This is a genomic window from Hymenobacter sp. UYAg731, assembly GCF_054061335.1.
Map to the genome: position 1 here is coordinate 444603 of NZ_JBSSEC010000004.1, position 25432 is coordinate 470034.

Here is a 25432-nt window from a genome sequence, read left to right on the forward strand (position 1 = left end):
AACTTCCCACCAGCATCACAAACCACCATGTCGCTATGACCATGCCATGGTAAAACCAGAACCTCGCCAACGTCTGCACGGGGTCGAAAGAGTAGTCGTATGCTGCGCCAACAAGCGACAGGAGCACCCAACAGCCCAAGCAGAGAAGAAACGATTTCCCGAATGTTTTCATGGCGAAAGGTCCTGGCTGCTTTGAACTCGAAAAGTAAGGCAGTAAGAGTTCGTGCAAACGGTGGGTTTTATTTCCATTACCAAAACCCACCCCCACCGAGACGGGAACGTGTTTTGGTGATACAAAAGCCCATCCCACCGAGGTGGGGCCGGGTTCCGGATAATCAAAACCCGACCCCACCGAGGTGGGACCGGGTTTTGGAAGTTCAAAAGTGCATCCCGCCGAGGCGGGCATCGGTTTCGAATGCTCAGAAGCCGACCCCACCGGGGCGGAATGAGATTCCGGTAGCTTAGGAAGCCGCCCCCGCCGAGGCGGGAGATACCGCAGCCGCTTTTTTAGCGGCCCGCTTCTGGGCCTTGCGGGCACTTTCGGCTTTCGAGAAATCAAAGAAGCTGTACACCTTCTCGGCCTTCTCGAAGGTGAGTTCCAGCTGGGCCTTGAGGCGGCGCTGGGCGTGGGCGATGGCGGCGCGGTCGTCGGCCAGGTCGAGCACAGCGGCGTCGATGGTGGCCGACTGGGTGTCGCGGGTTTCGGTGGTAGTGGCCAGGGCGGCGTACAGCTTCTGGGCCTCGGCCCCGAGCGTGGGGTACAGGGCCGCCTGGTGGGTGCGGTAGAGGGCCACCAGGGCCTTGGAGTCGGTGAGGAGCTTGGGCTGGGCCTGGGTGGCGAGCTTGCTCTTGCCAAACTTCTTGAAGTCGGCATACGCCGGCAGCTTGCGCAGCTTGGGGGTCACGTAGTCCTTCATGGTGTCGTCCACGAAAGCCAGCCATTCGGTGCGGGCCAGGTGGTAGGCATCGGTGCCGCCGGCCGTGGACTGGTTGCGGTCGGTCAGGTTCTCATCGAAGCCGCCGATGGCCGTGGCCAGGGCAGCCAGCAGGGGCGTGAAGGCCGCGCCGAGGGCGGCTTCGGTCACGGCGTGCAGGCTGTATTCGGCCTGGGCCTTGTAGGCGGGCCGGTCCATGCGCAGGCTGGCGAAAGGGTTTTCGAAATAGGTAGTGTAAGCGCCTTTCATGCGGGGGATTGAGTGGAAAATGGGAAAGGAAAAGAATCGCCGGAACCCCGGCGGCGGGCTGGGCCTCAGCCGCGCCGTAAGAGTACGGAATTTCCCGGAATTGGCACGGCCCGCGTACCGTGGCCCGGACTTTGCCGTTAAAGGCAAACCTCAATTCTTTATTTCCCCATGAAAACCTCCCGTCTCCTCGCGCTGCTGTTGCTGGCCTCACCCCTCGCCGCCCTGGCCCAGACCAAACCCACCACGACTACGACCACCACCATTCCGGCCGGCACCCAGCAGCAAACCGAAGTAACCGAGGACCTGGACCCCGCCACCGGCAAGGTCATCCGCCGCACCACGCGCACCATCAACGTGCCGGTGGGCAGCACTACTAGCCCCTCTTCTACCAGCAGCAGCACCATGGACGCCCCCGCCACGGCCGCCACCGATGCCCAGGTCACGGCCTTCCTGCGCCAGAAAACCGTCGTGAGCAACCTCACCACCACCGGCCTGCTCAAGGCCTACGAATACTTCATTGAGCGGGTGCGCGACGACCGCCAGAGCTGGAAACCCGCCGACTGGGCCAACGCCGCCAACATCATGAGCAGCCTCAACGACCGGTACCAGCAGCTGCGCGGCAGCTATTCGCTCGATGACAAGCTGACCATCCGCGCACAGCAGGGCGAGTTCCAGGCCCTGCGCACAGCCAAGCAGATTTCCACCCAGGTATCGGACAAGCTGTAGCAGGCGGGGCAAGCCGAGCGCAAACAGAACGTCATGCTGAGCGTAGCCGAAGCATCTCTGCTGCAATACTAAAATCAATTAGTTGCGCGGTAGAGATGCTTCGACTGCGCTCAGCATGACGTTTTCTTATTCCTCTGTCCCCTCCAAAACAACCCCGGCCTGCGGAATGGGGTATTACTCTTACCCCATTCTCTCCCCTATGACCAAACACACCTATGACCTCGGCCTGATTGGCAACTGCGCCTTTCTCGGCCTCATCGGCACCGATACGGCCGTGCGCTGGCTCTGCTGGCCCCGCTTCGATAGCAGCTTCGTGTTCGGCAGCCTGCTCGATGACAACAAGGGCGGCGAGTTCAGCATCCGGCCCACGGCGGCGGGCGGCTTCACCTCCAACCAGACCTACCTGCCCAACACCAACGTGCTGCGCACCGAAATCACGGCGGCCGACGGCAGCTACCGCGTCACCGATTTCGCGCCCCGCTTCGCGCAGTACGACCGGTACTACAAGCCGCTTATGCTCATCCGCAAGTTGGAGCCCCTGAGTGGTACGCCCCGCGTGCGCGTGGCCTGCCGCCCCATGGGCCAGTACGGCGAGCTGGAGCTCACGCGCCGCCGCAGCTCCAACCACATTGCCTTTCTGGGGCTGGAAGAGGAAATCCGCCTCACCACCAACATACCCCTCACCTACGTGCTCGATGAGGAAGACTTCGTGCTGAACGAAACCAAGTACCTCGTCCTCACCTACGGCGCGCCCCTCGAAGCCCCGCTGGAAAGCACCTGCCAGCAGTTTCTGCGCAACACCACCGACTACTGGCACAAGTGGGTGAAGAGCACCAGCATCGGCACCTTCCACCAGGATGCCGTCATCAGGTCGGCGCTGGCCCTCAAGATTCATCAGTACGAGGACACCGGGGCCATCATCGCGGCCAGCACCACCAGCCTGCCCGAGGCCCCCGGCAGCACCCGCAACTGGGACTACCGCTATTGCTGGATGCGCGACACTTACTACATCCTCACGGCCTTCAACAACATCGGCCACTTCGAGGAAATGGAGCGCTATTTCCACTTCATCGCCAACATCAGCACCAAGGTGCAGGACAAGTACCAGCCGCTCTACGGCATCAGCGGCAAGGCCGATTTGGTGGAAACCGAGCTGCCGCTGGCCGGCTACCTCGGCAACCAGCCCGTCCGCATCGGCAACGACGCTTACACCCACATCCAGAACGACGTGTACGGCCAGGTGCTGGTGGCCCTGCTGCCGCTCTACGTCGATTGCCGCTTTGCCCACCCCGACCAGCTCCCGCCCGCCAAGCTGGCCACCGAAGCCCTGCGCCTCATGGAAGCCACCCTCGACCAGCCCGACGCCGGCCTCTGGGAGTTCCGCCACATCGCGCAGCGCCACTGCTACACCTTCCTCTTTCATTGGGCCGGCGGCCATGCCGCGCAGCAAGTAGCCCGCTCCCTCGGCGATAAGGACATGGAGGCCCGCGCCACGCGCCTCATCGCCGCCGCCACCGACCGCATCGAGCAGTGCTACGACGCCGAGCGCGGCGTGTACACCAACGCCATCGGCTCGCCGCACCTCGACGCCAGCACCCTGCAGCTCATCCTCATGGGCTACCTCGACGGCAACTCCGACAAGGCCAAAAAGCACCTCATCGAGCTGGAAAAGGAGCTAAAAACCCCCGAAGGCCTCTTCTACCGCTACCGCCACCCCGACGATTTCGGCACACCCGAAACCACCTTCCTCATCTGCTCCTTCTGGTACGTGGAGGCCCTGGCCTGCGTCGGCCGCCTCGAAGAAGCCGCCGCCGAGTTTGAGAAGCTTATTAAGTACGCCAACCATCTGGGGCTGCTTTCCGAGGATGTGGACGCGAAAACCGGCTCGCAGTGGGGCAACTTCCCGCAAGCGTACAGCCACGTCGGGCTGGTGAACGCGGCTTACCGCATTGCGCACCGGCAGGACAAGCCGCGGTTTGTGGGGTAAGTAGTCTGCCATATCGGGCATCGCCTGGTATTACGAGTGAAGCGCAGCGAGTGAAATGCGGCAATCCGTCCTGTAAAACCAGACAAGCTTTTACATCAAAAAGCCTCGGCGCTGTGCAGTGCCGGGGCTTTTTGGTGTAAAATCAGAATTGATTGAGATTAGCAGCTACGCTCGCTTGAACCAGTTCTCCATTTGGATGCCGTTCAAACGGTGAAAATCCTTCTGATTGTCTGTCACCAACGTTAGCTGATGCTCGATGGCCGTTACGCCAATCAGGAGGTCGAATTCATCGTGCATGGGATTGCCCATTTTACGTAACCGAACTTTTTCCTGCGCATACCGCCTGATGCAACCGAAAATGGGAACGATGGAGAGTCCATTCAGGAAATCATCAACGGCTTGGTGTGATTTGGCAGCGTTGTCGCTATTCTCGGCCCCGTAGCGAAGCTCTGCAACGGTAACTTCCGAAACGTAGCAGTTTTCACGCCCCTTCTCCCTGACAATCTCATCAAGGTCGAGTTTTCCGCGCAGGAAGAACACACAGATATTGGTATCGAGCAGGTACGGCATTAAAAGTTGATTTCCCTCTGCTGAAACTGCCGACCGGCTTTGAGCTCAGCCACGATTTCTTCGGCAGATTTTTCCGATGCAAAGGCCCCGAATGACTGGTAAAAGCGGCTTTCTTTCGTGGCAGGTGAGGCCTTGAGCGACTGCGCAAGGCTATCCATTAATTCCCGCTTGCTGAGAGCGCTCAAGCCTTCAAAAAGCCCGGCGTAGGTTTCGACAAGGTGGCGCTCGGTATAGGTCATTGGATTGGAATTGAAAGCAACAGAAGGAAATTGGCAAGCCCGGCCGATGCAAAGTACTCGTAAGTTACGACCAAACGATGTACTGTCCTGCACTCCTGCCCTACCCAATCAGCTTGCGCAGCAGCTGCCGCACCTCTGTGGGCGACTCTACATGGAACCGCGCTGACGAGTGCGGGGCCGACCCCACCCGCACCGTGAACGCATCCGAGGGCAGCGCCCGGAAGGTGTCTTCATCGGTGCGGTCGTCGCCCAGCGCCAGGATGAAATCGGGGTTGTACTGGCTGACCCAGCGGGTGGTGGCCGTGCCTTTGTTGATGCCGGCGTTTTTGATTTCCAACACCATGTTGCCCTCCATCACCTGCAAATCGGTGTTAGAGGTCATGAAGGTGAGGTGATTGAGCAGCTCGCGGGCGCGCACGGCCCCCAGGTCGGCATCGACGCGGCGGTAGTGCCACACCAGCGAGTAGTCCTTCTCCTCAATGAAAGAGCCGGCGGTGCGGGCCACGTACAGCTCCAGTACCGGGCGCAGCTCGCGCTTCCAGTCGTTGCGCATGGCCTGGAACAGGGTCCAGTCGTCGCCGGCCGCCCGCATCCATACGCCGTGCTCGGCAATGAAATCGACGGGCAGGTCGCCCAGCCATTTCTCCAGCGTATTCCGGTCGCGCCCGCTGATAATGACCACGCGGTTGTGCGGGTTGTCACTCAGGGCCTTTAGGAGCAGGAGCAGCTCCTGGTCGGGCTGGGCGCGCTGCGGGTTGGCGTGGAAATCCACCAGGGTGCCATCATAGTCCAGCAGCAACAGGCGCTGCTGGCTGGCGTGGTAGGCTTCGAGCAGCTGGCCGGTGGGCGCGGGCGTGAGGGTTTCGGTGGCCAGGGTTTGCTGCTTCATTTTGGTGTAAGCGAGTTGATTGAGGAAGAGTTTGGTCCAGGAAAACACGTTGTAGCGCTTCACCAGGGCCTGCATGGCCATCATGCGCTGGATTTGCTCATCCTCGGGCATCACCAACGCCTCGTGCATGGCCTCAGCCAGCTGGTTGATGTCGGTGGGGTTGATGATGAGGGCATCGGACAGCTCCCGCGCCGCCCCGGCCCGCTCGCTGAGGATGAGAACGCCCCGGTGGTCGGCCTTGCTGGCCACAAATTCCTTGGCCACGAGGTTCATGCCGTCGCGCATTGGCGTGACGAGCGCCACCTCGGCCAGGCGGTAGAGCGAGGCCAGCTCCTCCGGCGGCAAGGAGCGGTAGAAGTAGTGAATCGGCGTCCAAGCAATGGTACGGTACGAGGCATTGATGCGCCCCACCAGCTCGTCGATTTCCACCTTCAGGTCGGCATACTGCGCAACCTGGTCGCGCGAGGGCACCACCAGCATAATCAGGCTCACCTGCTCGCGCCACTCGGGGTAGCGCTGGAGCAGCAGCTCGAAGGCGCGCAGACGCTGGGCAATGCCCTTAGTGTAGTCGAGCCGGTCGATACTCAGGATGACGCGCACGTTGTGCAGCGCCTGGCGGTAGGTGGCCTCGTGCTGCATGGCCATTTCCGAAGCGGCGGCATCGGCATAGCGCTGGTAGTCGATGCCCATTGGAAAAGCATCGACGCGCACGGCGCGGTGCGCCACTTCCAGCTGCCCATTCACGGACGTGATGCCCAGCACCTGCGACACCGAGCTGAGAAAGTGCCGCATGTAGCCGAAGGTGTGAAAGCCGATAAGGTCGGCCCCCAGCATGCCGCGCAGCAGCTCGGCCCGCCACGGCAGCACCCGAATCAGCTCGTAGCTCGGAAACGGAATGTGCAGGAAAAAGCCGATGGTGGCCTCGGGCCGGGCCTTGCGCAGCATTTCCGGCAGCAGCAGCAGCTGGTAGTCGTGCACCCAGATGGTGTCTTCCGGGCCGGCCTGGGCCAGCACGGCGGCGCAGAATTTCTCGTTCACGGCCACGTAAGCATCCCACTGGGCCTGCTCGTAGATGGCGAACTGCGTGAAGTAGTGAAAAGTGGGCCAGAGCGTGGAATTGCTGAAGCCCTCGTAGTAATCCCGGATTTCGGACTCGGTCAGAAACACCGGGGCCATGCTGTCGGCCTGGAGCTGTTCGGTGACGTATTGTTCTTCTTCCACGTCGTTCACGAACAGCCCCGGCCAGCCCACCCACACGTTGCCATCGGCCCGGTAGATGGAGCCCAGACCCGTGGCCAACCCGCCTTCGCTGGGCTGAAACGTGAGGCTTTCTTCGGAACGAATGACTTTAGTGGGGAGGCGGTTAGAGACGATTATCGTGCGGGACATAGGCAATGGGATAGGTTAAACAACCTTATGGTTTACGGTAGTTAACCAGATTCAGCCCATATCCTCCCATTTATACCCACCGGTTTTGCTCTCGGCGGCGGCATTTTCGGCAGCCGTTGCCGGGACCATTTAGTGGTGGTGATGCTCCTCCTCCGGGGGCGGGGGCAGCTCGGCCGCCGCCCGGTAGAGCAGGGCCGTGGGCACCCGGGGATAGTGGTGGTGCAGGTGATGAAAAGCAAACGAGGCCGTGATGGGCGTCCAGGCCTGGGCCAGCGCGGCGGCCGTGCGCGCCGCCGGGTTGCGCGACGACACATGGTGCGGCACGTAAGACGCCCAGATGGGCATGGTCGCGCTCATGAAAAACGCCACGCCCCAGTACCCCAACCCCACCCACGAGCCCGTGGCCCAGTACAGCCCCGCAAACCCCACCAGCAAACCCAGCGTCAGCCCCGTTTCGATGAGCTGAATCCGCCGCGTATTCGGCGCGATGCGGAGCGACTCGCGGCGCAGCATCAGGGTATGCCACGGCCCCTGCCACAGCACCCGCCCGAAGCTCCAGGTGGCGGGCGCGCCCTCGGGGTCAGCCTCGGTGAGGCAGCGGCCGTGGTGGCGCAGGTGCGTCACCTGCAAGCCGTGGCCGCTTTTGAGGATGAGCAGGCCGCTGAGCGTGAGCACCCGCTCGTTGGCGGGCTTGGGCAGGCCCAGCGAGTTGTGCATGGCATCGTGCATCTGCACGAAGGCCGCCAGGCACACCACCACGGCCAGCGGCAGCGCCAGCCACCACCAGCCGGCCAGGGCTACCAGCACGTAAAGGGCCAGCAGTACCCACGGACGGGCCAGCTCGATGCGGCGTTGGGCGGGAGTGAGTTCCAGTTTCATGGCTGATGTTAAAGAGGCTGAGCGAACAGGTTATTCCCGGCTTTCGTGCCGCAGCGGCAGGGCGTAGGCCGGAATCCGGTCTGGAGCCAAATGCTGCCAGCTTGCCCGAAACGAGCCGGAATACCCAAATAGCTTGCCCAGAATGGGGTTGCGCACCTCTACCCGGATGCGGTAGCAAGCGGCCTCGTCGTCGTACCACTCTTCCACATCGGCCAGGGCTGCCAGCATTCGCGGCAAGCCAAAGGCGAACCAGCCCTCCCGAAATCGCTGCGCCCCCGAGCGCAGCCGCAGCCCGCCCTGCGCCGTCACGGCTAGGTCGATGTCCACGGCTATGTGCTGGTGCGTGCCCAGGTAGTCCACCACGCAGTTGCGGGCCGCGCTCCGAATCATCGTCGCATCGAAGCAGCGGGTGTGCTCCGGGAAGGCAAAGCGCCGAATCCAGGTCACGGTTTCGCGGCCCAGCGGGTCGATGTAGGCGTAATTTTCGATGCGAAACGGCACGTTTAGACCAGCCTCGGGAAAGGTAATCTGACGCGCCAGCCCCATCCGCAGAAAGGGCCGCGTGAAGGACGGCCCGTGCCACACGCGGTCCATCATGCCCTCGCCCACAAAGGCGCGGTGGTCGCGGCTACTAAAAGCCAGCCGCTCCTGAATGCGCGGGTGCAGCTTCTGGAAATCGGCCCCCAATTGCTGCTGATAGATGGAAAGCATGAACTAAAGCGGTTGATGAGCGGCGGAAGAATGAAGGTTAGCCCACCGCAACGGGCGCAGCGTGCGGGACTTTGGCAGCCGTGGGCCGGGCCGCCGGGGGCTGGCGCAGGCAGCGAGCGGCGCTGGGCACTAAGTCTGGCGGGATGAGCAGGGCCACGGCAGCCAAGGCCATCAGTGCCAGGTTCAGCGTGAGCGGGTTGAAGGGTGCCACAAACACTGCCGGCTGACTAAACAGCGCCCCCGTCCCCAGCCCCAGCAGACCCAGCATGTTCAGCCAGTACACGGGCCGCAGCCGCCGCGCCGGCAGCAACCAGAACAGCAGCCCAAACAGGATTTCGCCTACACCCACGCCGGCCGCCACCATCCGCGCTGCCTCGGCCGAAAAGCCCGCGCCCTGCAAAATGCTCAGTTCCCCAGTATCGGGGAACAGAAGCTTAGGCACCACGCCCTGGTACAGCCACACGAAGCCCAGCGTGGCCCGCACCAGCGCCACCGTGGCCGCCAGCGCCCGCGACAGGCGCGGGGCCTGCCCTCGCTCCAGCCATAGTCGCAGGCAGTCGAACCCCCAGGCCGTGGCCCAGCCGATGAGCGGCCGAAACGCCAGCTGGTCAAGCCCACGCCCTACCGCGCCGAAGCGTGTCTGGTAGTCATATTTAGTAAAAAACCGCAGCCCGTCCTCCGTCGGCACGTACTTCCAGAAACCCGCGCCTTCCCGAATGAGCGACGCCCATTCATCGGACCAGAACTTGAGCACCGAAGTGCGCTCGCCGTTCTTTTCGCGGGTGCCCAGGCTTTCGCCGCCGCCCGCCACACCCAGCCCAAACCCAATGCGGGTAGCGTACAGAAACTGCTGCGGCACCGCCTCCGAGGACCGGGGCAGGTAAGCTATTTCGGTGAAGCGCAGGTCCCACTGCTGGTGCAGCTCCGGCTGTTGGGTGTGCGCCCAAAGCTGCTCCATGGAACAGCGGATGCGGGCTTCTACGTAAATCGAGGGTAGCTTCATTTGGTATAATGAAGATAGCCGCTAAGCGCGAATAATAAGCCGAAAACCGCGTCAAATCAGCGCGCTGCTCCTTATTTTCCTTGCCCCTACTCCAGCGCGTGAGCCAAATCGGCCAGCAGCTCCTCCACCGGCTCAATGCCCACGCTCAGCCGCACCAGTCCTACGGTAATGCCCAGCTCCGCCCGCTGCGCATCGGTCAGCGCCCGGTGCGAGGTATAGAGCGGGTGCGAGCATGACGAATCCACACCCGCCAGCGAGGGCGCGAACGGAAACCGCTGGCTGCGCTGCATGAAGCGGTTCACCGCCGCCGCATCGTCCGGCAGCCGGAACGAGAGCATCCCACCAAACCGTCCCGCGCCCTGGTGCGCCGCTAGGTCGTGCTGCGGGTGCGCAGCCAGCCCCGGGTAGTACACCGCCGACACGGCCGGGTGCCGGTCCAGAAAGTCGGCCACGGCCCAGGCATTTTCACTGTGAGCGGCCACGCGCAGGCGCATGGTTTTCATGCCGCGCACGGCCAGCCAGCTTTCCATCGGGCTCAGCGTGAGGCCGAATACAATGCCGATTTGGCGCAGCCGGGCCACATCCTCAGGCGTGCGGGCTACCACGGCCCCGGCCGTCACGTCGGAGTGGCCGGCCAGGTATTTAGTCACGCTGTGCAGCACGAGGTCGGCTCCGTAGGCCAGCGGCCGGGTCAGCACGGGGGTCGAAAACGTATTATCGACCACCAGCTTCAGGCCGTGGCGGTGGCATTCATCGACGGCGGCGCGCAGGTCTACCACGCGCAGCAGCGGGTTGCTCATGGTTTCGCATAGCAACAATTTGGAGGTTGGCTGCACATAAGCCGCGAGGTCATACAGGCTTTCAAACGGCACGTATGTCACCGTGATGCCCAAACGCGACAGCTCCAGGTTCAGCAGCGCCGCCGAGCCGCCGTAGATGTCAGCCGCGCACAGCACATGGTCGCCGGTCTGGCAGTAGGTGAGTAGCGCCGCGAAGATGGCCGCCATGCCCGAGCCCGTGGCTACCGCGCCCGCGCCGCCTTCCCAGCGGGCTACGGCGGTGGCTAATTCGTCAGAATTGGGGTTACCATTACGCGAGTACAGGTAGCGGCTGCCTGGCTCGTCGAAGTATTGCTGCACCGCATCGAGGTCCTCAAATTTGAAAACCGACGTTTGGTAGATGGGCGTGATTTTAGGTTGAATGTTCGGATGGTCCATGAGGGCGGAAGCGGAGCGTGAGGCGCAAAGGTCGGCACGCGCCCGGCTTTGGCGCTACTTCACCGGAGTCTGCATATGCTGGCGGTTTTCGCGCCGGAACACCTCCATCAATACCATGAAATACGAGACAAGCAACGGCCCCACTACCAGCCCGATGATGCCAAATATCTCCACGCCCAGCACAATGCCCACCAGCGTTATCAGTGGGTGAATATTGCCCATACGCTTGGCCAGCACTATGCGCAGCACGTTGTCAATGTTCATAATCAGGATAAACCCCACCAGCAAAATTCCCAGCGCTTGCCCATTGTGCCCCTGCGAATACTGGTAGAGCGCCGCCGGCCCCCACACCAGCGGCGTGCCCAACACCGGCAGAAACGCCGCGAAAAAGGCTACCACACCCCAGAATACCGCATCGGGCACCCCAAAAATTAGCAGCGTGGCCCCCGTCAGAATCCCCTGCACCACCGACACCAGCACTTGGCCCAGCACATTGGCATTCACGTTGTTTTTCAGCGACTCGCCCAGCTCCTGCAGTGTCTCGTTGCGGAACGGCAGGTAGCGGTGCAGCCCTAGCAGAAAAAACGTCTCCTGCATAAACATGTAGTACATCGTGAACAGCATCAGGCCCACAATCACCAGAAAATTGAGGGCGCTGCTGGCCAGCGAGGGCAGCCAGCCCGACACCTTCGCGCCGCCCTGCAACAGCAGTTGGCGCACGTTCACCTGCTCGGTCATTTTGAAGCCGGTGGCTCTTTCCAGCTTGTGAATCACCTCCAGCAGCCGTTCAGGATTTTGCGCGAAGGCAATGAGCCGGTCGAGTAGCAGCGAAGTGAGGGCATAAAAGGGAATCACCAGCACCACCACCGTCACGAGCAAAATGCCCACCGCCACCAGCTGCCGGTTCCAGCGCCGCTCATGCACCAGCGCCACCCACCACGGCCGAAACACCACGAACAGGATACCCGCCGCCAGAAACGCCGTGAGGTACTGCGCCAGCCCGAATACCATGAGGGCCGCGATGCCCACCAACGAGGCGACCAGCAGCACATAGCGCTGCCGATGGGTGTAAATATTTTCAACGGCAACAAACGGGTCCGAAGATTTCATAAAAACAAAGGCAAATGGGTTTGCGGGTAGTATAGCTATACGGCATTCTCCCGCTTGGGCCAGCTAATATCACAAAAAAGCCGCTCCTGCCAGGCAGGAGCGGCTTTTAGCCAGCTACCAAAGTCCGCTATGGCGTTACGCCACGGCACCTTCGGCCAGCACAATCACGTTGTTGCGCAGCACTTCCACCACGCCGCCTTCGATGCGGATAACCTCGCGGCCACCTGCGCCGCCGGTCAGCGTCACGTCGCCGGCCTTGAGGGCCGCTATGAGCGGGGCGTGGTTGTTCAGCACTTCAAACGAGCCATCGGCCCCCGGAAACTGGGCTGCCGTCACTTCGCCTTCGAATACCTTGCGGTCGGGGGTGATGATTTCTAAATGCATGTTTTTGAATGAATTGTCAAACTAAAGAAGAACGTCATGCTGAGCGAAGTCGAAGCATCTCTACCGCGCAAGTAATTAGTTACTGCTGCGGTAGAGATGCTTCGACTTCGCTCAGCATGACGTTCCACCGGACGTTTTTAATTATTTGGCTTCCGCAATCAGGCGTTCGCCTTTAGCTACGGCATCCTCGATGTTGCCAACAAGGTTGAAAGCCGCCTCGGGCAGGTGGTCATACTTGCCGTCGATGATTTCGTTGAAGCCTTTGATGGTGTCCTTGATGTCAACCAGTACACCTTTGAGGCCGGTGAACTGCTCGGCCACGAAGAAGGGCTGCGACAGGAAGCGCTGCACGCGACGGGCACGGTTTACCACCTGCTTGTCCTCCTCCGACAGCTCGTCCATACCCAGGATGGCGATGATGTCTTGCAGTTCCTTATAGCGCTGGAGCAGCTCTTTCACGCGCTGGGCGGTGTTGTAGTGCTCGTCGCCGAGGATGTCGGCCGACAGAATGCGCGAGGTCGAGTCCAGCGGGTCAACGGCCGGGTAGATGCCCAGCTCGGCGATTTTGCGGCTCAGTACCGTCGTGGCATCCAGGTGGGCAAAGGTGTTGGCCGGGGCCGGGTCAGTCAAATCATCGGCAGGCACGTAAACGGCCTGTACCGAGGTAATTGAACCGCGCTTGGTCGAGGTAATGCGCTCCTGCATGGCACCCATTTCGGTAGCCAGCGTGGGCTGGTAACCCACGGCCGAAGGCATCCGGCCCAAGAGAGCCGATACTTCCGAGCCCGCCTGCGTGAAGCGGAAAATGTTGTCGATGAAGAACAGGATGTCGCGGCCGGCACCGGTGCCGTCGCCATCGCGGAAGCTCTCGGCGATGGTCAGACCCGACAGGGCCACACGGGCACGGGCTCCGGGGGGCTCGTTCATCTGGCCGAACACGAGGGTAGCCTGCGATTTTTCCATCGCCGCCATGTCCACCTTGCTCAGGTCCCAGCCACCTTCTTCCATCGAATGCTTGAAGGCATCGCCGTACAGAATGATGTTGGATTCGATGAATTCGCGCAGCAAGTCGTTGCCCTCACGGGTCCGCTCGCCCACGCCGGCAAACACCGACAAGCCTTCGTAGGCCTTGGCCACGTTGTTGATAAGCTCCTGAATCAGTACGGTTTTGCCCACGCCGGCACCACCGAACAAACCAATTTTGCCACCCTTTACATAAGGAGCCAGCAAGTCGATAACCTTGATGCCGGTGAAGAATACTTCCGACGACGTTGCCAGTTCCTCAAACGCCGGGGCGTTGCGGTGAATGGACAAACGCGGCCCGCTTTTGGGCTGCGGAATGCCGTCAATAGCTTCGCCAATCACGTTGAACAGGCGGCCTTTCACACCGTCGCCGGTGGGCATCGAGATGGGGGCACCCAGGTCGCGTACTTCCGCGCCACGGGCCAAACCCTCGGTCGAGTCCATGGCAATGGTCCGAACCCGGTCCTCGCCCAAGTGCTGCTGGCATTCCAGCACTACCACTTGGCCGTTCTCTTTGGTTACTTCGAGGGCGTCGAGGATGTTGGGCAGCTTCGTGTTTTCACCCGCGAAGCTTACGTCCACGACGGGTCCGATGACCTGGGTGATTTTGCCGGTATTGGCCATTTGGTTGTATTTATGATGAAGTTAATGCTCTTTTCAGGCCGCAAAATTACGGTAGAAGCGTGGCTTTTCCAACCATAACGTTTGCGGTACCCGGCCCAATCAGAACCAAACGCAAAATCCCCTACCCCGTGAAAATCAGGCAACAATGAACGGGAAGCCGCTTTCCGGGCTGATACCGCAGATTTTTTCTTCAAATTTTTTTCAAAAAATCCTTGCGCCGAATTTTTCCGGTAGTACATTTGCACTCCCAAACGGCACGTAGCCAACTGGGATTTTGTCCGATGGTGTAACTGGCAACACGCTTGATTTTGATTCAAGAAAGTCCAGGTTCGAGCCCTGGTCGGACAACGACACAGCTCGAGTAAATCGAAAAGGCGCTGGCTTCTCCAATTTCCGGAGTGGTCAGCGCCTTTCGCTTTTCTATCCCTCCCGTTTCCACAGCCTCCCCCGCCGCAGGCTTTCGCGCATCAACTCATTATTAGCACCTTCCCCTATGAAACAGGTCAAAATATTTGCCGGCAGCGCCTCGCGTGAGCTCGGCGAAAAGATTGCCGCCGCCTACGGCACCACCCTCGGCGACCTCAGCCTCCAGCGCTTCGCCGACAACGAGATGGGGCCGAGCTTCAACGAAAGCATCCGCGGTTGCGAGGTGTTCCTCGTGCAAAGCACCTTCCCGCCCGCCGAGCACCTCATGGAGCTCATGCTGATGGTGGACGCGGCCAAGCGCGCCTCGGCCCACAAAGTCGTCATCGTGATGCCCTACATGGGCTACGCCCGGCAGGACCGCAAGGACAAGCCCCGCGTGAGCATTGGCGCAAAAGTGGTGGCCAACATCATCCAGAGCGTGGGCACCGACCGCCTGATGACCTGCGACCTGCACGCTGGCCAAATCCAAGGCTTCTTTGATATTCCCGTCGACCATCTTGACGGGGCCACCGTCACGGCTCCTTACATCAAATCGCTGAACCTGGAAAATCTGATTTTCGCCTCGCCCGACGTGGGCGGTGTGGTGCGGACCCGCGCCTTCGCCAAGAAATTCGGGGCCGAAATTGTGGTCTGCGACAAGATGCGCGTGCGGGCCAACGAGATTGCCTCGATGCAGGTGATTGGCGACGTGAAAGGAATGGACGTGGTATTTGTGGATGACATGGTGGACACCGCCGGCACCATCTGCAAAGCCGCCGACCTGGTGATGGAGCGCGGGGCCAACTCGGTACGGGCTGTCATTACGCACCCGCTGCTCAGCGGTCCGGCCCACGACCGCATCCGCGCCTCTTCCCTCACGGAGCTAATTACTACCGATACCATTCCGCTGGCCCAGGAAAACGAGAAAATCCGGGTGATTTCGCTGGCTCCGCTGTTTGCCGCTGCTATCCGCAACGTGGTGACGCACGAGAGCATCAGCTCGCTGTTCGTGTAAACAAACGTCTGGCTAGGTTCACGCAAGCCCGTCATGCTGCGCACAGTTCGCAGCATGACGGGCTTTCTTTATCCCTGTTGTACTACGGTTTCTCTATAGATTGGCACAGTTTTGTAGAAAGGCTTCCTCAACTGGAACTTTTTTCTGCAAACGTGATGAACAAGCTTTACACTTCCGCCTCCACCCTTTTGGCCGCACTGCTGTTGAGTGCCTGCGCTTCCACCGTCCACATTCGGGCGCTGGCCCCGGCGGCGGTGCCCATGCCGGCCGACCTACAAAGCGTGGCCACCGCCAACCGCATTATTCCGGAATCGCGCCGCGATAAATTCTTCGACGTGATGGAAGGTGCCTTTACCGGCGAAGGCATTGGCGTGGACCGCGCCGGGGCCGACGAGTGCGTGAACGTGGTGGGCCAGGCCCTGGCCAATAACAGCTACCGCTTTAAAGTGACGCAGGCGCAGCTACAGCTACTGGGGCGCAGCCGCGAGTTTTTCCTGCCGCCGCTGGCCCCGCGCTACGTGCAGGATTTGTGCCACCGCACCCAGGTCGATGGCCTCGTGGTGCTCGAAGCCTTCGATTCCGATATGGCTCTGACGCATACCAACGGCACCCGCACCGTGAAAGACAAGGAAGGCAAGGACCACCAGGTGCCCACCGTACACGTCGAGATGGTGATGAAAATTGTGAGCGGCTTCCGCACCTACGGCGCGGCGCAGGGCTTTGTGCTCGACCAGGCCCGGCAAGAAGAACAGCTGGTCTTCACCGGCAACGGCGATAACTACCCCGCCGCCCTGCGCCAGCTGCCCTCGCCCGAGGAGTGCATCCGGCGGGTGGCCCAGCGGGCCGGCGATGGCTACGCCCGCCGCATCGCTCCTTCTTACATCGACCTCAACCGCGACTATTTCACCACGGCCAAGAAAGACGCCCTCATGAAGCAGGCCGCCGTGCGGGCCGATGCCGAAGACTGGCAAGGAGCGGCCACCCTCTGGCAGCAGGCCGCCAAAAACCTCAATCCCAAAATTGCCGGCCGGGCGTTCTACAACCTGGCCGTGGCCAGCGAAGTGCGCGGCGACCTGCCGGGAGCCATCGACTGGGCCAAAAAATCGGCTTATACCTGCAACAATGGCCAGGCCAAAAACTACCTCCGCGTCCTCAACGACCGGCTGCGGGCGCAGGAGCTAGTGCAGGAGCAGCTCAAAAGCGTGCCCGTGATGAACTAGCGCTGGGTTATTTCTTCGTAACACCCTGGTTTTCCAGCCGAATTCACCCTACCTTTGCGGCCCGTTTGCCCCCAATGCTGGAGGCAAACGGGCCATTTTTTCATCCCCAAAAACCACTTTTATGAAAAGCCTCGAGATTGTAGGGTTTAAAAGAGCGAATCTCGGTAAAACGGACGCCAAGGCATTGCGCCTCGACGCCCAAGTACCGTGCGTATTGTATGGCGGCACCGATACCGTGCATTTCTCCGTGCCCGCTATCCTGTTCCGCGAGTTGTTGTACACGCCGGAGGCACACATTGTGGACCTGAACGTGGAAGGCACCTTGTACAAGGCGATTGTGCAGGACGCCCAGTTCCACCCCGTAAACGAAATGCTCCTCCACGTTGACTTCCTCGAATTGGAAGAAGGCAAAGAGGTTAAAATGGACATCCCCGTAAAATACATCGGTGTTTCGCCGGGCGTATTGGCCGGCGGCAAACTGGTGAGCAAGCTGCGCAAAGTGCGCGTGCGTGCCACGATGGACAACCTCCCCGACTACGTGGAAGTGAACATCGGCACCATGGAGCTGGGCAAATCCATCAAGGTAGGTGCCGTGGAGCCGAAGGGCTACACCATTCTCACCAGCGCGGAGGCTCCCATCGCCACCATCACCATCCCACGTGCCCTGAAAGGCGAGCTGGCTGGCAAATAATTCTGAATCGCAGATTTAACGGATTAGATGGATTCCATCGATTCCTTCATCCATTAATTTGCGCTTCAACCAAAAAGCCGCTCCAAACTTTGGAGCGGCTTTTTATTTGCGCTACAAAAAGGTCGCGCTTTGCCATATCGAGTGGCAGCAGCTTCTGAGAATTGACGCCAGAATCTGTGCAATCCGTTAAATCCGTTAAATCTGCGGTTCAGATGAAGTTTCTAGTTCTCTGCCTGGGCAACATTGGCCCCGAATACGCCGACACGCGCCACAACATCGGCTTCATGGTGGCCGATTATCTGGCAGCCAAATTCGACGCGCCCCGCTTCGAAATCGGCCGCCACGCCTTCACCACCGAATTCAAGCACAAAGGCCATACCTACGTGCTGGTGAAGCCCACCACCTACATGAACCTGAGTGGCAAAGCCGCCGCCCACTGGCTGGCCACGCTGAAAATCACGGCCGAAAACATGATTGTGGTAACCGATGACCTCGCCCTCCCCTTCGGCAAACTGCGCCTAAAAGGCCAGGGCTCAGCCGGCGGTCACAATGGGCTAAAGGACATCCAGGCCACGCTGGGCAGTGATGTGTACGCCCGCCTGCGCTTCGGTGTGGATGCAAATTTCCCCAAAGGCCGGCAGGTAGATTATGTGCTGGACCCGTTTTCGAAGGATGAATTAATTGAATTGCCCACGCGCATTGAAAAAGCGGCAGAAGCCGTTTTAGCTTTCGGCGCAATGGGATTGGAACGCGCCATGAACATCGTGAACGTGAAATAACTCGGGCACCGAATCGCGTAAAAAAGGCTCGTCTGCATTGTGCGGACGAGCCTTTTTTTATGCGCAGATAAGTGAATGGCTTACGCCACGCCGCTGCCGTTGCGCACGGGCTTGCTGGGCTGCATCAGGGCGAGGCTGCCATCAGCATTTTCGGCCATCAGCAGCATGCCCTGGCTTTTGATGCCTTTGATTTCTCGGGGAGCGAGGTTGAGCAATACCTGTACCTGCTGGCCAATTAGCGCTTCGGGAATGAAATACTCCGCGATGCCGCTCACGATGGTGCGCTCCTCCAGGCCCAGGTCGACGGTGAGTTTGAGGAGCTTTTTGGTCTTGGCTACTTTCTCGGCAGCCGTGATGGTTCCGATGCGTAAATCCATCTGGCCGAAATCATCGAACGAAATATCATCTTTGGCCGGCGCGATGGGTGTGTTGGCGAGTTGATTTTCTTTTTTAGTATCGAGCAGTTTTTGCACCTGTGTTTCAACCACGGCATCTTCAATTTTACCGAACAGCAATTCGGCTTCGCGTAGCTGGTGCCCGGCGGCGAGGGTGTCGGGACGGCCGGCGCTGGCCCAGTTGCCCAACTCCAGGTTGAGCATGGTGGCCAGTTTTTGGGCCGATTCGGGCAGGAAAGGTTCCAACAGTGGGGCCAGGCTGGCTGCAATTTGCAGCGATACATTCAGCACGGTACCGGTGCGGGCAGCATCGGTTTTGATGAGGTGCCAGGGCTGGGTTTCGGCCAGGTATTTATTGCCGAGGCGGGCCAAGTTCATTACTTCAGCTAGCGCGTCGCGGAAGCGGTAATTTTCAATCAGCTCGCCAACTTTCGCCGGGAACTCAGAAGCCTGAGCCAGAGCGAGCCGGTCAAAATCCTGTAATTCACCCAATTCCGGCACTTTGCCTTCGAAGAATTTGTGCGTGAGCACGACGGCACGGTTCACAAAATTGCCGAGCGTAGCAACCAATTCGTTGTTGTTGCGCGCCTGAAAATCCTTCCAGGTGAAATCGTTGTCCTTGGTTTCGGGGGCGTTGGCGCACAACACGTAACGCAGCACGTCGGCCTGGCCGGGGAAATCGGCTAAATATTCGTGCAGCCACACGGCCCAATTGCGCGAGGTGCTGATTTTATCGCCTTCAAGGTTCAGGAATTCGTTGGCGGGCACATTATCCGGCAAAATAAATTCGCCGTGCGCTTTGAGCATTACCGGAAAAATAATGCAGTGGAAAACGATGTTATCCTTGCCGATGAAATGCACCAGTTTCGAGCCGGCATCTTTCCAGTATAATTCCCATTCATCGGGAAAGGCCTCTTTAGTGGCCGAGATGTAGCCAATTGGCGCGTCAAACCATACGTAGAGCACTTTTCCTTCGGCCCCGGGCACCGGCACGGGCACGCCCCAGTCAAGGTCGCGCGTTACGGCTCGGGGGTGCAGGCCCTGGTCAATCCAGGATTTACACTGGCCGTACACGTTGGTTTTCCAGTCGTTTTTGTGGCCTTCAATTATCCATTCGCGCAGCCAAAGCTCGTACTGGTCGAGGGGCAGGAACCAGTGCTTGGTATCGCGCAAAACAGGTTGCGCGCCGCTGAGCATGCTGCGCGGATTAATTAATTCGGTGGGGCTGAGCGAGGTGCCGCAGCGCTCGCACTGGTCGCCGTAGGCATTTTCGTTGCCGCAATTGGGGCAGGTGCCCACGATGTAGCGGTCGGCCAGAAATTGCTGGGCTTTTTCATCGAAATACTGCTGCGTAGTTTGCTCGATGAATTTGCCTTCGTTATTCAGCTTGGTAAAAAAGTTGCTGGAAACCTCGGCGTGCGTGGCCGATGAAGTGCGTGAATACACATCGAACGAAACGTTGAAATCTTTGAACGAATCCCGAATCAGGGCGTGGTATTTATCCACCACCTGCTGGGGCGTAACGCCCTCTTTCTGGGCCCGAATGGTGATGGGAACGCCGTGCTCATCGGAACCACAAATAAATTTCACATCCCGACCGGCCGAGCGCAGGTAGCGCACATAGATATCGGCGGGCAAATAAACCCCGGCCAGATGCCCGATGTGTACCGGCCCGTTGGCATAAGGCAAAGCAGCGGTAACAGTGTATCGCTTAGGAAGAAGTGACATAAAAATCAGAAGTAAAAAGGCGGGGATGCGAGGATTATTTTTCGCAGAAAATCAGGGCAATTGTTCCCCTTCACAAAGAAACGATTAAAAAAATTACAGAATTAAATCAACAAAAAAACCGAGCAAACCGTTTGACTCTTAAATGATTTTATATTTGAGCGCGCTTAATTAAAATATAGCGCCATCAAATCGACTTCTTTCCGCCTCTTTCACCCTTCACCAACCAATTTTTTTCAGATGAAAAAACCTGCTTCTCCGGTTAAAACGGAAAAACGTGCGAAAAGCACGCCGGAAGAAAAATCAGCCCGTAAATCGGCTAAAAGCGCGGGCCGCGCCTCCGCTGACCTGAACGAAGACCGCGCCAGCAAAAAGGCCAGCCAGAAAAAGTCGCTCAAGTCGGCGGCCAAGCAATTGCAAAAGGAGTTGAACGCCCGCATGAATGAAGTGGTAACACGCATTCGCAAAGAAACGAAGGCCAAGCTGAAGGAAGTGGTGAAAGAGGCTACGCGCCGCCTCGATGGCGACACGGAGCGCATGTTTGAGCAGGCCCTGCACACCATCGTGCGGCATTATGATTCGGTGTCCGGCCCCACTGCCGCCGATAATGGCCAAGCTGCTACTTCCACTGCCACCGGCAAAGCTGCCCGAGGCAGCAAAAAAGGCCCTACGCTGAACAAGGATGGCACGCCCCGCAAGCCCCGTGCCCCCCGCGACGGCGATGAAGCCGCTACCGAAATCACTGCCGCCGCTCCGGCTGCCAGTGGCCGGAGCCGCAAGCCCGCTGCCGCCAAAGCCAAAACGACCGGCGCTAAGCGCGGCCCCAAGCCAGCTGCGGCTACGGCGGCTGCCAGCACGGGTGCCAAGCGCGGCCCCAAGCCGCGCGCTCAGGCCGCACCCGCGCCGGAGCCCGAAGCAACCGGCGTGATAAACTCGGCTGATAGCCCCGGCACCGGCGAGGTGAGCGCATAGCCTGCCCCCGCTTAAGTGGCAAAAAGCCCGCTCCGAAGTATCGGAGTGGGCTTTTTTATTGATGCTACCGGAGGTTTTCAGGGCCGGCGGGCGGTGTCCAACGGCGCGGGGGCATTGGTGTTGAGGCGCTGCAGGCGGGTTTCGGGCGTGGTGTTGTTGGGGTCATTAGTGTTCACGTTTTCGATGCGCTTCTGACTGTTGATGCTGGCCGCCTGCTCGCCGAGGCGCACGCGGTTGGGCGTGGCATCGGGCACGGCGTAGCCATTGCTGATGCGCGCGCCGTTGCTGTTGTAGATGGCGCGGCGGTCGGCATCGGTACGCACTTCAGTGGGCGTGCTGGTGGGCGCGGCGGTTTCCGAGGTTTGCTCCGAAACCGAACAGGCCGAGAGCAGGGCGGCGGTCCCAAGCACCAGCCAGGGGCGGGCAGTAAATAATTGAAAAGTCAGCATGACCTACTAAATAAAAAGGAGGCAGCCAAGCGGCTGCCTCCTTCAAACGGTGAGCAAGGCTCAGTAGTTTACTTAAGCCAGGGTGGGGCTGGCCTGGGTGGGCATGATGCCATCCCAGAGGGCCATGCGGGCTTCCAAGCACTCAATGGTGACCTGTTGAGCTTCCTGCCAGCACTGGGGGTCGTCGGCGCACAGCTCGCGCACCATTTGCTGGGCCAGCGGGGCATGCACTTCCTCATCAAGCTCGATGTGGCGGTCGAGGTAATACACGAACGTATCGAGCTGGCCGGGAAACCGGGCACGCAGCTCGCCCACCAGCTGGCGGAACATGGCCGGAATCAAGTCTTCGCGGCCGAAGGTGAAAGCCGCCGCCATCGCGTGGGCATTGCCGGACTCAATGATGCGGAACGTGGTTTCGACAAACTGACGCACCGAATCTGGGACCTGCGCATCGGTAAGCGCTTGCGAAACCGAGCGCCCCCCCCCCACCGCCGCCACCAGCCGGCGAATGGGACGCGTATTTGCTCCGCATTCTTCCATGGCCCGCACATAGAGTTCGAAATGGCTGGTGGGCTGGCCCTGCGGGTCAAGGTCGGTTTCCTCTTCCAGCACAATTTCGTTGATGAGGCGGCGCGTGGCGGGGTTGGCTGTGGGCATCCACGGCACGTCTACGCAGGTCAGTTCGCGTTGCAGGCCCTTGAGTAGCGACATAAAATCCCACACGGCAAAGACGTGGTGCTCCATGAACTGGCGCAGGTCGGCCATGTTCTGGAGGCGGTAGTATAGCCCATTGTTGAGCAATAGCTGGCGGGTGTTGGCCACTTCATGCTGCAAAAATTCGATGGGGTCCAGCTTAGCTTCCATATGGCGATTTATATTATAACTATTTAAATACAGCCCATTTGCTATTGTTAACAACGGCAGGCTTTCGAAAATGGTTTATACAAACGAAAAACCCTTTGGCCTGGATTGCCAAAGGGTTTCGATTTGTTAATTTTCTCAGGAAAGCACTAGGCTTTCTTCTATTTCTTCTCAAACACCAGTGCGTTGCCGTCCATGCAGTAGCGCTGGCCAGTAGGCTTGGGGCCGTCGTTGAAGACGTGGCCCAAATGGCCGCCGCACTTGGCGCACACAATCTCGTCGCGGCTCATGCCAAACGTATTATCGGAAGCTATTTTTACGCTGGTTGCGGCGGCCGGCGCGAAGAAACTTGGCCAGCCGGTGCCCGACTCAAACTTGGTGTCCGAGGTAAAAAGCAAGTTGTGGTCGGCGGCGCAGTAGTAGGTACCAGCGACGTGGTTGTCGTGGTATTTGCCGGTGAAGGGGCGCTCGGTGCCCTGCTCGCGCAGGATGTAGTATTGGTCGGGCGTGAGGGCTTTCTTCCACTCGGCATCGGTTTTGCGCACCGCGAATTCGTCGGGCTTGCCGGTCACGGGCTGGGGCTGGAAGTAGGTTTTGCCGCCCACGGTGCGGGCGGGCGGAGCCGTGTTGGCGGCTACGTCGCGCTTCTGCGAGCAGGCCGAATTGAGCGAAAGCACCGAAACAAGTAATATCAGCAGGGAAAAACGCATAGTTGGGATGGGGTTGATTGAGAGTTGACCAACATACGGCGGCGGAGCCCGGTTCAGTCGGCCAGGTAGACGAAAGAACGCCGGGAACCTTACGCCCCGGCTAATCGATTTAGGACGACAGGCTTGGCTGCGCGGCAGGGTGCGGCAGCGGGGCTCGGGTTAAGAGTTGAGTACCACAAGGCTTTGCGCGTTTTTATCTGTACCTTTGCACCCGCAAAACCAACCCATATGGCCAACAACATTCGTAACATTGCCATCATCGCTCACGTTGACCACGGCAAGACTACTCTGGTGGATAAGATTATCCACGCATCCAAGATTTTCGACGCGCACCAGCACTTCGACGACCTGATTCTCGACGACAACCCCCTGGAGCGCGAGCGCGGCATTACCATCGTTTCCAAAAACGTATCGGTACGCTACAACGGCACCAAAATCAACATCATCGACACCCCTGGTCACGCCGACTTCGGCGGTGAGGTAGAGCGCGTGTTGAAGCTGGCCGACGGCGTATTGCTGCTCGTGGATGCCTTTGAAGGTGCCATGCCGCAGACCCGCTTCGTGCTCGGCAAAGCCATTGCCCTGGGCCTGAAGCCCATTGTGGTAGTGAACAAAGTGGACAAGGAAAACTGCCGCCCCGACGAGGTGCATGAGCAGGTTTTCGACCTTATGTTCAACCTCGGCGCGTCGGAAGACCAGCTTGATTTCGTGACTTTGTACGGTTCCTCGAAGCAGGGCTGGATGAGCACCGACTGGAAAGTGAAGACCGACAACCTGATTCCGTTGCTCGACGCGGTTATCTCGTCGATTCCGCCCGCACCAACCTTGGAAGGCACGCCCCAGATGCAGATTACTTCGCTCGACTACTCGTCGTTCGTGGGTCGTATCGCCATCGGCCGCGTGCATCGCGGTACGCTGAAAGAAGGTGCCAACATGAGCCTGATGAAAGCTGATGGCAGCATCAAGAAAGTAAAAATCCGCGAGCTGCACGTATTTGAAGGCCTCGGCCGCGTGAAAGTTGATTCGGTAAGCAGCGGCGAAATCTGCGCCGTGTCGGGCATCGAAGGTTTCGACATCGGTGATACGCTGGCTGACTCTGACAACCCCGAGCAATTGGAGCGCATCAGCATCGACGAGCCGACGATGAATATGCTGTTCACCATCAACAACTCGCCGTTTTTCGGCAAGGAAGGCAAGTTTGTGACCTCGCGTCACCTGCGTGACCGTCTATTCAAAGAGACCGAGAAAAACCTCGCCCTGCGCGTGGAGGCCACCGATAAGGAGGACACCTTCCTCGTGTTCGGCCGCGGCATTCTTCACTTGTCGGTTCTGATTGAAACCATGCGCCGCGAAGGCTACGAGCTGCAGGTGGGCCAGCCCCAGGTGCTGTTCAAGGAAGACGACCACGGCAAGCGCACCGAGCCCATCGAGCTGCTCGTGGTGGATGTGCCCGAGGAATCGGCTGGCAAAGTAATCGAGCTGGTGAGCATGCGCAAGGGCGAAATGACCATCATGGAGCCCAAGGGCGACTTGCAGCACTTGGAGTTCACGATTCCGTCGCGCGGTCTGATTGGCCTGCGTAACAACGTGCTGACGGCCACCGGCGGCGAGGCCATCATGAACCACCGTTTTGTGGATTATGAGGAGCATAAAGGTCCGATTCCGGGCCGGATTGCTGGTTCGCTGATTTCGCTGGAAACCGGCGCTGGCACGGCTTACACGATTGACAAGCTGCAGGACCGGGGCTCGTTCTTCGTGGACCCAGGTGAGGAAGTGTATGGCGGCCAGGTTATCGGCGAGCACACCCGCCCCAATGACCTGACAGTGAACATCCAGAAGGGCAAGAAGCTGACCAACATGCGTGCTTCGGGCACCGACGACAACGCCAAAATCACCCCCAAGCGCCAGTTCTCGCTGGAAGAAGCCATGGAATACATCCAGAAGGATGAGTACCTGGAGGTGACGCCGAAGTCGATTCGGATGCGTAAGATTCTGCTCGACGAGAACGAGCGTCTGCGCTACGCTAAGCAGGCTGATTAATTGTCGCCAGCTTTTAATTAAGCAAAACACCCAGCTTCGGACCACGAGGCTGGGTGTTTTGCTTAATAAATTGGTTGTGAATGCGAACGGATTGTTATTTTTACTAATTGTTCGCTAACTATTTTAGTTGATTTTCTTTCCTTTTACACATCCTATTGTGCTCAAAAAATCTACTCTGTTATTTCTATTTGCCTTACTCATTATCGCCCGGCCGGGAAGAGCTCAGTCACCGGCC

At 59.4% G+C, this 25432-nt stretch carries 23 protein-coding genes and 1 tRNA gene; 9 read left to right on the forward strand and 15 right to left on the reverse strand.

From position 1 onward, the window contains the following. Positions 1-461: 461 nt before the first annotated feature. Complete coding sequence (locus ACVWYF_RS13900) at positions 462-1184, reverse strand: hypothetical protein (protein WP_457068959.1); 723 nt, start codon at positions 1182-1184, stop codon at positions 462-464. A 168-nt stretch (positions 1185-1352) separates the two neighbouring features. On the opposite strand from ACVWYF_RS13900, the gene ACVWYF_RS13905 reads away from it, so the two are divergent. Further along, a complete protein-coding gene (locus ACVWYF_RS13905; protein ID WP_457068961.1) occupies positions 1353-1910 on the forward strand; it encodes a hypothetical protein in 558 nt (185 codons plus the stop codon). Positions 1911-2109: 199 nt separating this feature from the next. Further along, a complete protein-coding gene (locus ACVWYF_RS13910) occupies positions 2110-3897 on the forward strand; it encodes a glycoside hydrolase family 15 protein (RefSeq protein WP_457068963.1) in 1788 nt (595 codons plus the stop codon). 165 nt (positions 3898-4062) lie between these two features. Here the strand turns inward: ACVWYF_RS13910 and ACVWYF_RS13915 are convergent, their stop codons facing one another. From ACVWYF_RS13915 to atpD, 10 genes are all read right to left on the reverse strand, one after another. Next, positions 4063-4467: a PIN domain-containing protein gene (locus ACVWYF_RS13915; RefSeq protein ID WP_457068965.1), complete on the reverse strand. Its 405-nt coding sequence runs from the start codon at positions 4465-4467 to the stop codon at positions 4063-4065. Continuing rightward, the gene (locus ACVWYF_RS13920; protein ID WP_457068967.1) at positions 4467-4706 is read right to left on the reverse strand and encodes a hypothetical protein; all 240 of its coding nucleotides are present in this window, start codon (positions 4704-4706) and stop codon (positions 4467-4469) included. The genes ACVWYF_RS13915 and ACVWYF_RS13920 overlap by 1 nt, the downstream gene beginning before the upstream one ends. Positions 4707-4806: 100 nt before the next feature. Further along, positions 4807-6984: a bifunctional alpha,alpha-trehalose-phosphate synthase (UDP-forming)/trehalose-phosphatase gene (locus tag ACVWYF_RS13925; protein ID WP_457068969.1), complete on the reverse strand. Its 2178-nt coding sequence runs from the start codon at positions 6982-6984 to the stop codon at positions 4807-4809. A 129-nt stretch (positions 6985-7113) separates the two neighbouring features. Continuing rightward, entirely contained in the window at positions 7114-7863 is a 750-nt protein-coding gene (locus tag ACVWYF_RS13930) for a fatty acid desaturase (RefSeq protein ID WP_457068971.1), read from the reverse strand. 30 nt (positions 7864-7893) lie between these two features. Next, complete coding sequence (locus ACVWYF_RS13935; protein ID WP_457068973.1) at positions 7894-8574, reverse strand: DUF4166 domain-containing protein; 681 nt, start codon at positions 8572-8574, stop codon at positions 7894-7896. A 37-nt stretch (positions 8575-8611) separates the two neighbouring features. Next, entirely contained in the window at positions 8612-9577 is a 966-nt protein-coding gene (locus tag ACVWYF_RS13940; protein WP_457068975.1) for a DoxX-like family protein, read from the reverse strand. Between the two features lie 86 nt (positions 9578-9663). After that, a complete protein-coding gene (locus tag ACVWYF_RS13945) occupies positions 9664-10794 on the reverse strand; it encodes a trans-sulfuration enzyme family protein (protein WP_457068977.1) in 1131 nt (376 codons plus the stop codon). 54 nt (positions 10795-10848) lie between these two features. Further along, positions 10849-11904 (reverse strand): AI-2E family transporter, encoded by a 1056-nt coding sequence (locus ACVWYF_RS13950; protein WP_457068979.1) that lies wholly within the window; start codon positions 11902-11904, stop codon positions 10849-10851. Positions 11905-12039: 135 nt separating this feature from the next. Next, complete coding sequence (gene atpC / locus ACVWYF_RS13955; RefSeq protein ID WP_354585764.1) at positions 12040-12288, reverse strand: ATP synthase F1 subunit epsilon; 249 nt, start codon at positions 12286-12288, stop codon at positions 12040-12042. 141 nt (positions 12289-12429) lie between these two features. Continuing rightward, complete coding sequence (gene atpD, locus ACVWYF_RS13960; protein WP_457068982.1) at positions 12430-13935, reverse strand: F0F1 ATP synthase subunit beta; 1506 nt, start codon at positions 13933-13935, stop codon at positions 12430-12432. 275 nt (positions 13936-14210) lie between these two features. Here atpD and ACVWYF_RS13965 point away from each other — a divergent pair. The 5 genes from ACVWYF_RS13965 to pth all read left to right on the forward strand — a co-directional run bounded on the left by ACVWYF_RS13965 (position 14211) and on the right by pth (position 18045). Further along, positions 14211-14283, forward strand: a tRNA-Gln gene (locus ACVWYF_RS13965). A gap of 145 nt (positions 14284-14428) precedes the next feature. Next, a complete protein-coding gene (locus ACVWYF_RS13970; RefSeq protein ID WP_457068984.1) occupies positions 14429-15355 on the forward strand; it encodes a ribose-phosphate pyrophosphokinase in 927 nt (308 codons plus the stop codon). A gap of 155 nt (positions 15356-15510) precedes the next feature. Beyond that, a complete protein-coding gene (locus ACVWYF_RS13975; protein WP_457068986.1) occupies positions 15511-16575 on the forward strand; it encodes a DUF6340 family protein in 1065 nt (354 codons plus the stop codon). A gap of 121 nt (positions 16576-16696) precedes the next feature. Then, complete coding sequence (locus ACVWYF_RS13980) at positions 16697-17266, forward strand: 50S ribosomal protein L25/general stress protein Ctc (RefSeq protein WP_457068988.1); 570 nt, start codon at positions 16697-16699, stop codon at positions 17264-17266. Between the two features lie 212 nt (positions 17267-17478). Further along, a complete protein-coding gene (gene pth / locus ACVWYF_RS13985; RefSeq protein WP_457068990.1) occupies positions 17479-18045 on the forward strand; it encodes an aminoacyl-tRNA hydrolase in 567 nt (188 codons plus the stop codon). A gap of 80 nt (positions 18046-18125) precedes the next feature. Here pth and metG read toward each other — a convergent pair whose 3' ends face one another. Beyond that, complete coding sequence (gene metG, locus ACVWYF_RS13990; protein WP_457068992.1) at positions 18126-20168, reverse strand: methionine--tRNA ligase; 2043 nt, start codon at positions 20166-20168, stop codon at positions 18126-18128. 237 nt (positions 20169-20405) lie between these two features. Here metG and ACVWYF_RS13995 point away from each other — a divergent pair, with 237 nt between their 5' ends. Continuing rightward, complete coding sequence (locus tag ACVWYF_RS13995; RefSeq protein WP_457068994.1) at positions 20406-21137, forward strand: hypothetical protein; 732 nt, start codon at positions 20406-20408, stop codon at positions 21135-21137. Between the two features lie 77 nt (positions 21138-21214). On the opposite strand, the gene ACVWYF_RS14000 is transcribed toward ACVWYF_RS13995, so the two are convergent. From ACVWYF_RS14000 to msrB, 3 genes are all read right to left on the reverse strand, one after another. After that, the gene (locus ACVWYF_RS14000) at positions 21215-21586 is read right to left on the reverse strand and encodes a hypothetical protein (RefSeq protein WP_457068996.1); all 372 of its coding nucleotides are present in this window, start codon (positions 21584-21586) and stop codon (positions 21215-21217) included. A 72-nt stretch (positions 21587-21658) separates the two neighbouring features. Then, entirely contained in the window at positions 21659-22450 is a 792-nt protein-coding gene (locus tag ACVWYF_RS14005) for a DUF3050 domain-containing protein (RefSeq protein ID WP_457068998.1), read from the reverse strand. A 158-nt stretch (positions 22451-22608) separates the two neighbouring features. Next, positions 22609-23157, reverse strand: a complete 549-nt coding sequence (msrB, locus tag ACVWYF_RS14010) for a peptide-methionine (R)-S-oxide reductase MsrB (RefSeq protein ID WP_457069000.1) — start codon at positions 23155-23157, stop codon at positions 22609-22611. Between the two features lie 228 nt (positions 23158-23385). Between msrB and typA the strand changes: the two genes are divergently transcribed. Further along, a complete protein-coding gene (gene typA, locus ACVWYF_RS14015) occupies positions 23386-25197 on the forward strand; it encodes a translational GTPase TypA (protein WP_457069002.1) in 1812 nt (603 codons plus the stop codon). Positions 25198-25432 lie beyond the last annotated feature (235 nt).

What these genes read in the sequence shown, in the direction of transcription:
- ACVWYF_RS13900 (WP_457068959.1), bottom strand. Translation starts at nt 1,184, where the DNA reads ATGAAAGGCGCTTACACTACCTATTTCGAAAACCCTTTCGCCAGCCTG.
- ACVWYF_RS13905 (WP_457068961.1), top strand. Translation starts at nt 1,353, where the DNA reads ATGAAAACCTCCCGTCTCCTCGCGCTGCTGTTGCTGGCCTCACCCCTC.
- ACVWYF_RS13910 (WP_457068963.1), top strand. Translation starts at nt 2,110, where the DNA reads ATGACCAAACACACCTATGACCTCGGCCTGATTGGCAACTGCGCCTTT.
- ACVWYF_RS13915 (WP_457068965.1), bottom strand. Translation starts at nt 4,467, where the DNA reads ATGCCGTACCTGCTCGATACCAATATCTGTGTGTTCTTCCTGCGCGGA.
- ACVWYF_RS13920 (WP_457068967.1), bottom strand. Translation starts at nt 4,706, where the DNA reads ATGACCTATACCGAGCGCCACCTTGTCGAAACCTACGCCGGGCTTTTT.
- ACVWYF_RS13925 (WP_457068969.1), bottom strand. Translation starts at nt 6,984, where the DNA reads ATGTCCCGCACGATAATCGTCTCTAACCGCCTCCCCACTAAAGTCATT.
- ACVWYF_RS13930 (WP_457068971.1), bottom strand. Translation starts at nt 7,863, where the DNA reads ATGAAACTGGAACTCACTCCCGCCCAACGCCGCATCGAGCTGGCCCGT.
- ACVWYF_RS13935 (WP_457068973.1), bottom strand. Translation starts at nt 8,574, where the DNA reads ATGCTTTCCATCTATCAGCAGCAATTGGGGGCCGATTTCCAGAAGCTG.
- ACVWYF_RS13940 (WP_457068975.1), bottom strand. Translation starts at nt 9,577, where the DNA reads ATGAAGCTACCCTCGATTTACGTAGAAGCCCGCATCCGCTGTTCCATG.
- ACVWYF_RS13945 (WP_457068977.1), bottom strand. Translation starts at nt 10,794, where the DNA reads ATGGACCATCCGAACATTCAACCTAAAATCACGCCCATCTACCAAACG.
- ACVWYF_RS13950 (WP_457068979.1), bottom strand. Translation starts at nt 11,904, where the DNA reads ATGAAATCTTCGGACCCGTTTGTTGCCGTTGAAAATATTTACACCCAT.
- atpC (WP_354585764.1), bottom strand. Translation starts at nt 12,288, where the DNA reads ATGCATTTAGAAATCATCACCCCCGACCGCAAGGTATTCGAAGGCGAA.
- atpD (WP_457068982.1), bottom strand. Translation starts at nt 13,935, where the DNA reads ATGGCCAATACCGGCAAAATCACCCAGGTCATCGGACCCGTCGTGGAC.
- ACVWYF_RS13970 (WP_457068984.1), top strand. Translation starts at nt 14,429, where the DNA reads ATGAAACAGGTCAAAATATTTGCCGGCAGCGCCTCGCGTGAGCTCGGC.
- ACVWYF_RS13975 (WP_457068986.1), top strand. Translation starts at nt 15,511, where the DNA reads ATGAACAAGCTTTACACTTCCGCCTCCACCCTTTTGGCCGCACTGCTG.
- ACVWYF_RS13980 (WP_457068988.1), top strand. Translation starts at nt 16,697, where the DNA reads ATGAAAAGCCTCGAGATTGTAGGGTTTAAAAGAGCGAATCTCGGTAAA.
- pth (WP_457068990.1), top strand. Translation starts at nt 17,479, where the DNA reads ATGAAGTTTCTAGTTCTCTGCCTGGGCAACATTGGCCCCGAATACGCC.
- metG (WP_457068992.1), bottom strand. Translation starts at nt 20,168, where the DNA reads ATGTCACTTCTTCCTAAGCGATACACTGTTACCGCTGCTTTGCCTTAT.
- ACVWYF_RS13995 (WP_457068994.1), top strand. Translation starts at nt 20,406, where the DNA reads ATGAAAAAACCTGCTTCTCCGGTTAAAACGGAAAAACGTGCGAAAAGC.
- ACVWYF_RS14000 (WP_457068996.1), bottom strand. Translation starts at nt 21,586, where the DNA reads ATGCTGACTTTTCAATTATTTACTGCCCGCCCCTGGCTGGTGCTTGGG.
- ACVWYF_RS14005 (WP_457068998.1), bottom strand. Translation starts at nt 22,450, where the DNA reads ATGGAAGCTAAGCTGGACCCCATCGAATTTTTGCAGCATGAAGTGGCC.
- msrB (WP_457069000.1), bottom strand. Translation starts at nt 23,157, where the DNA reads ATGCGTTTTTCCCTGCTGATATTACTTGTTTCGGTGCTTTCGCTCAAT.
- typA (WP_457069002.1), top strand. Translation starts at nt 23,386, where the DNA reads ATGGCCAACAACATTCGTAACATTGCCATCATCGCTCACGTTGACCAC.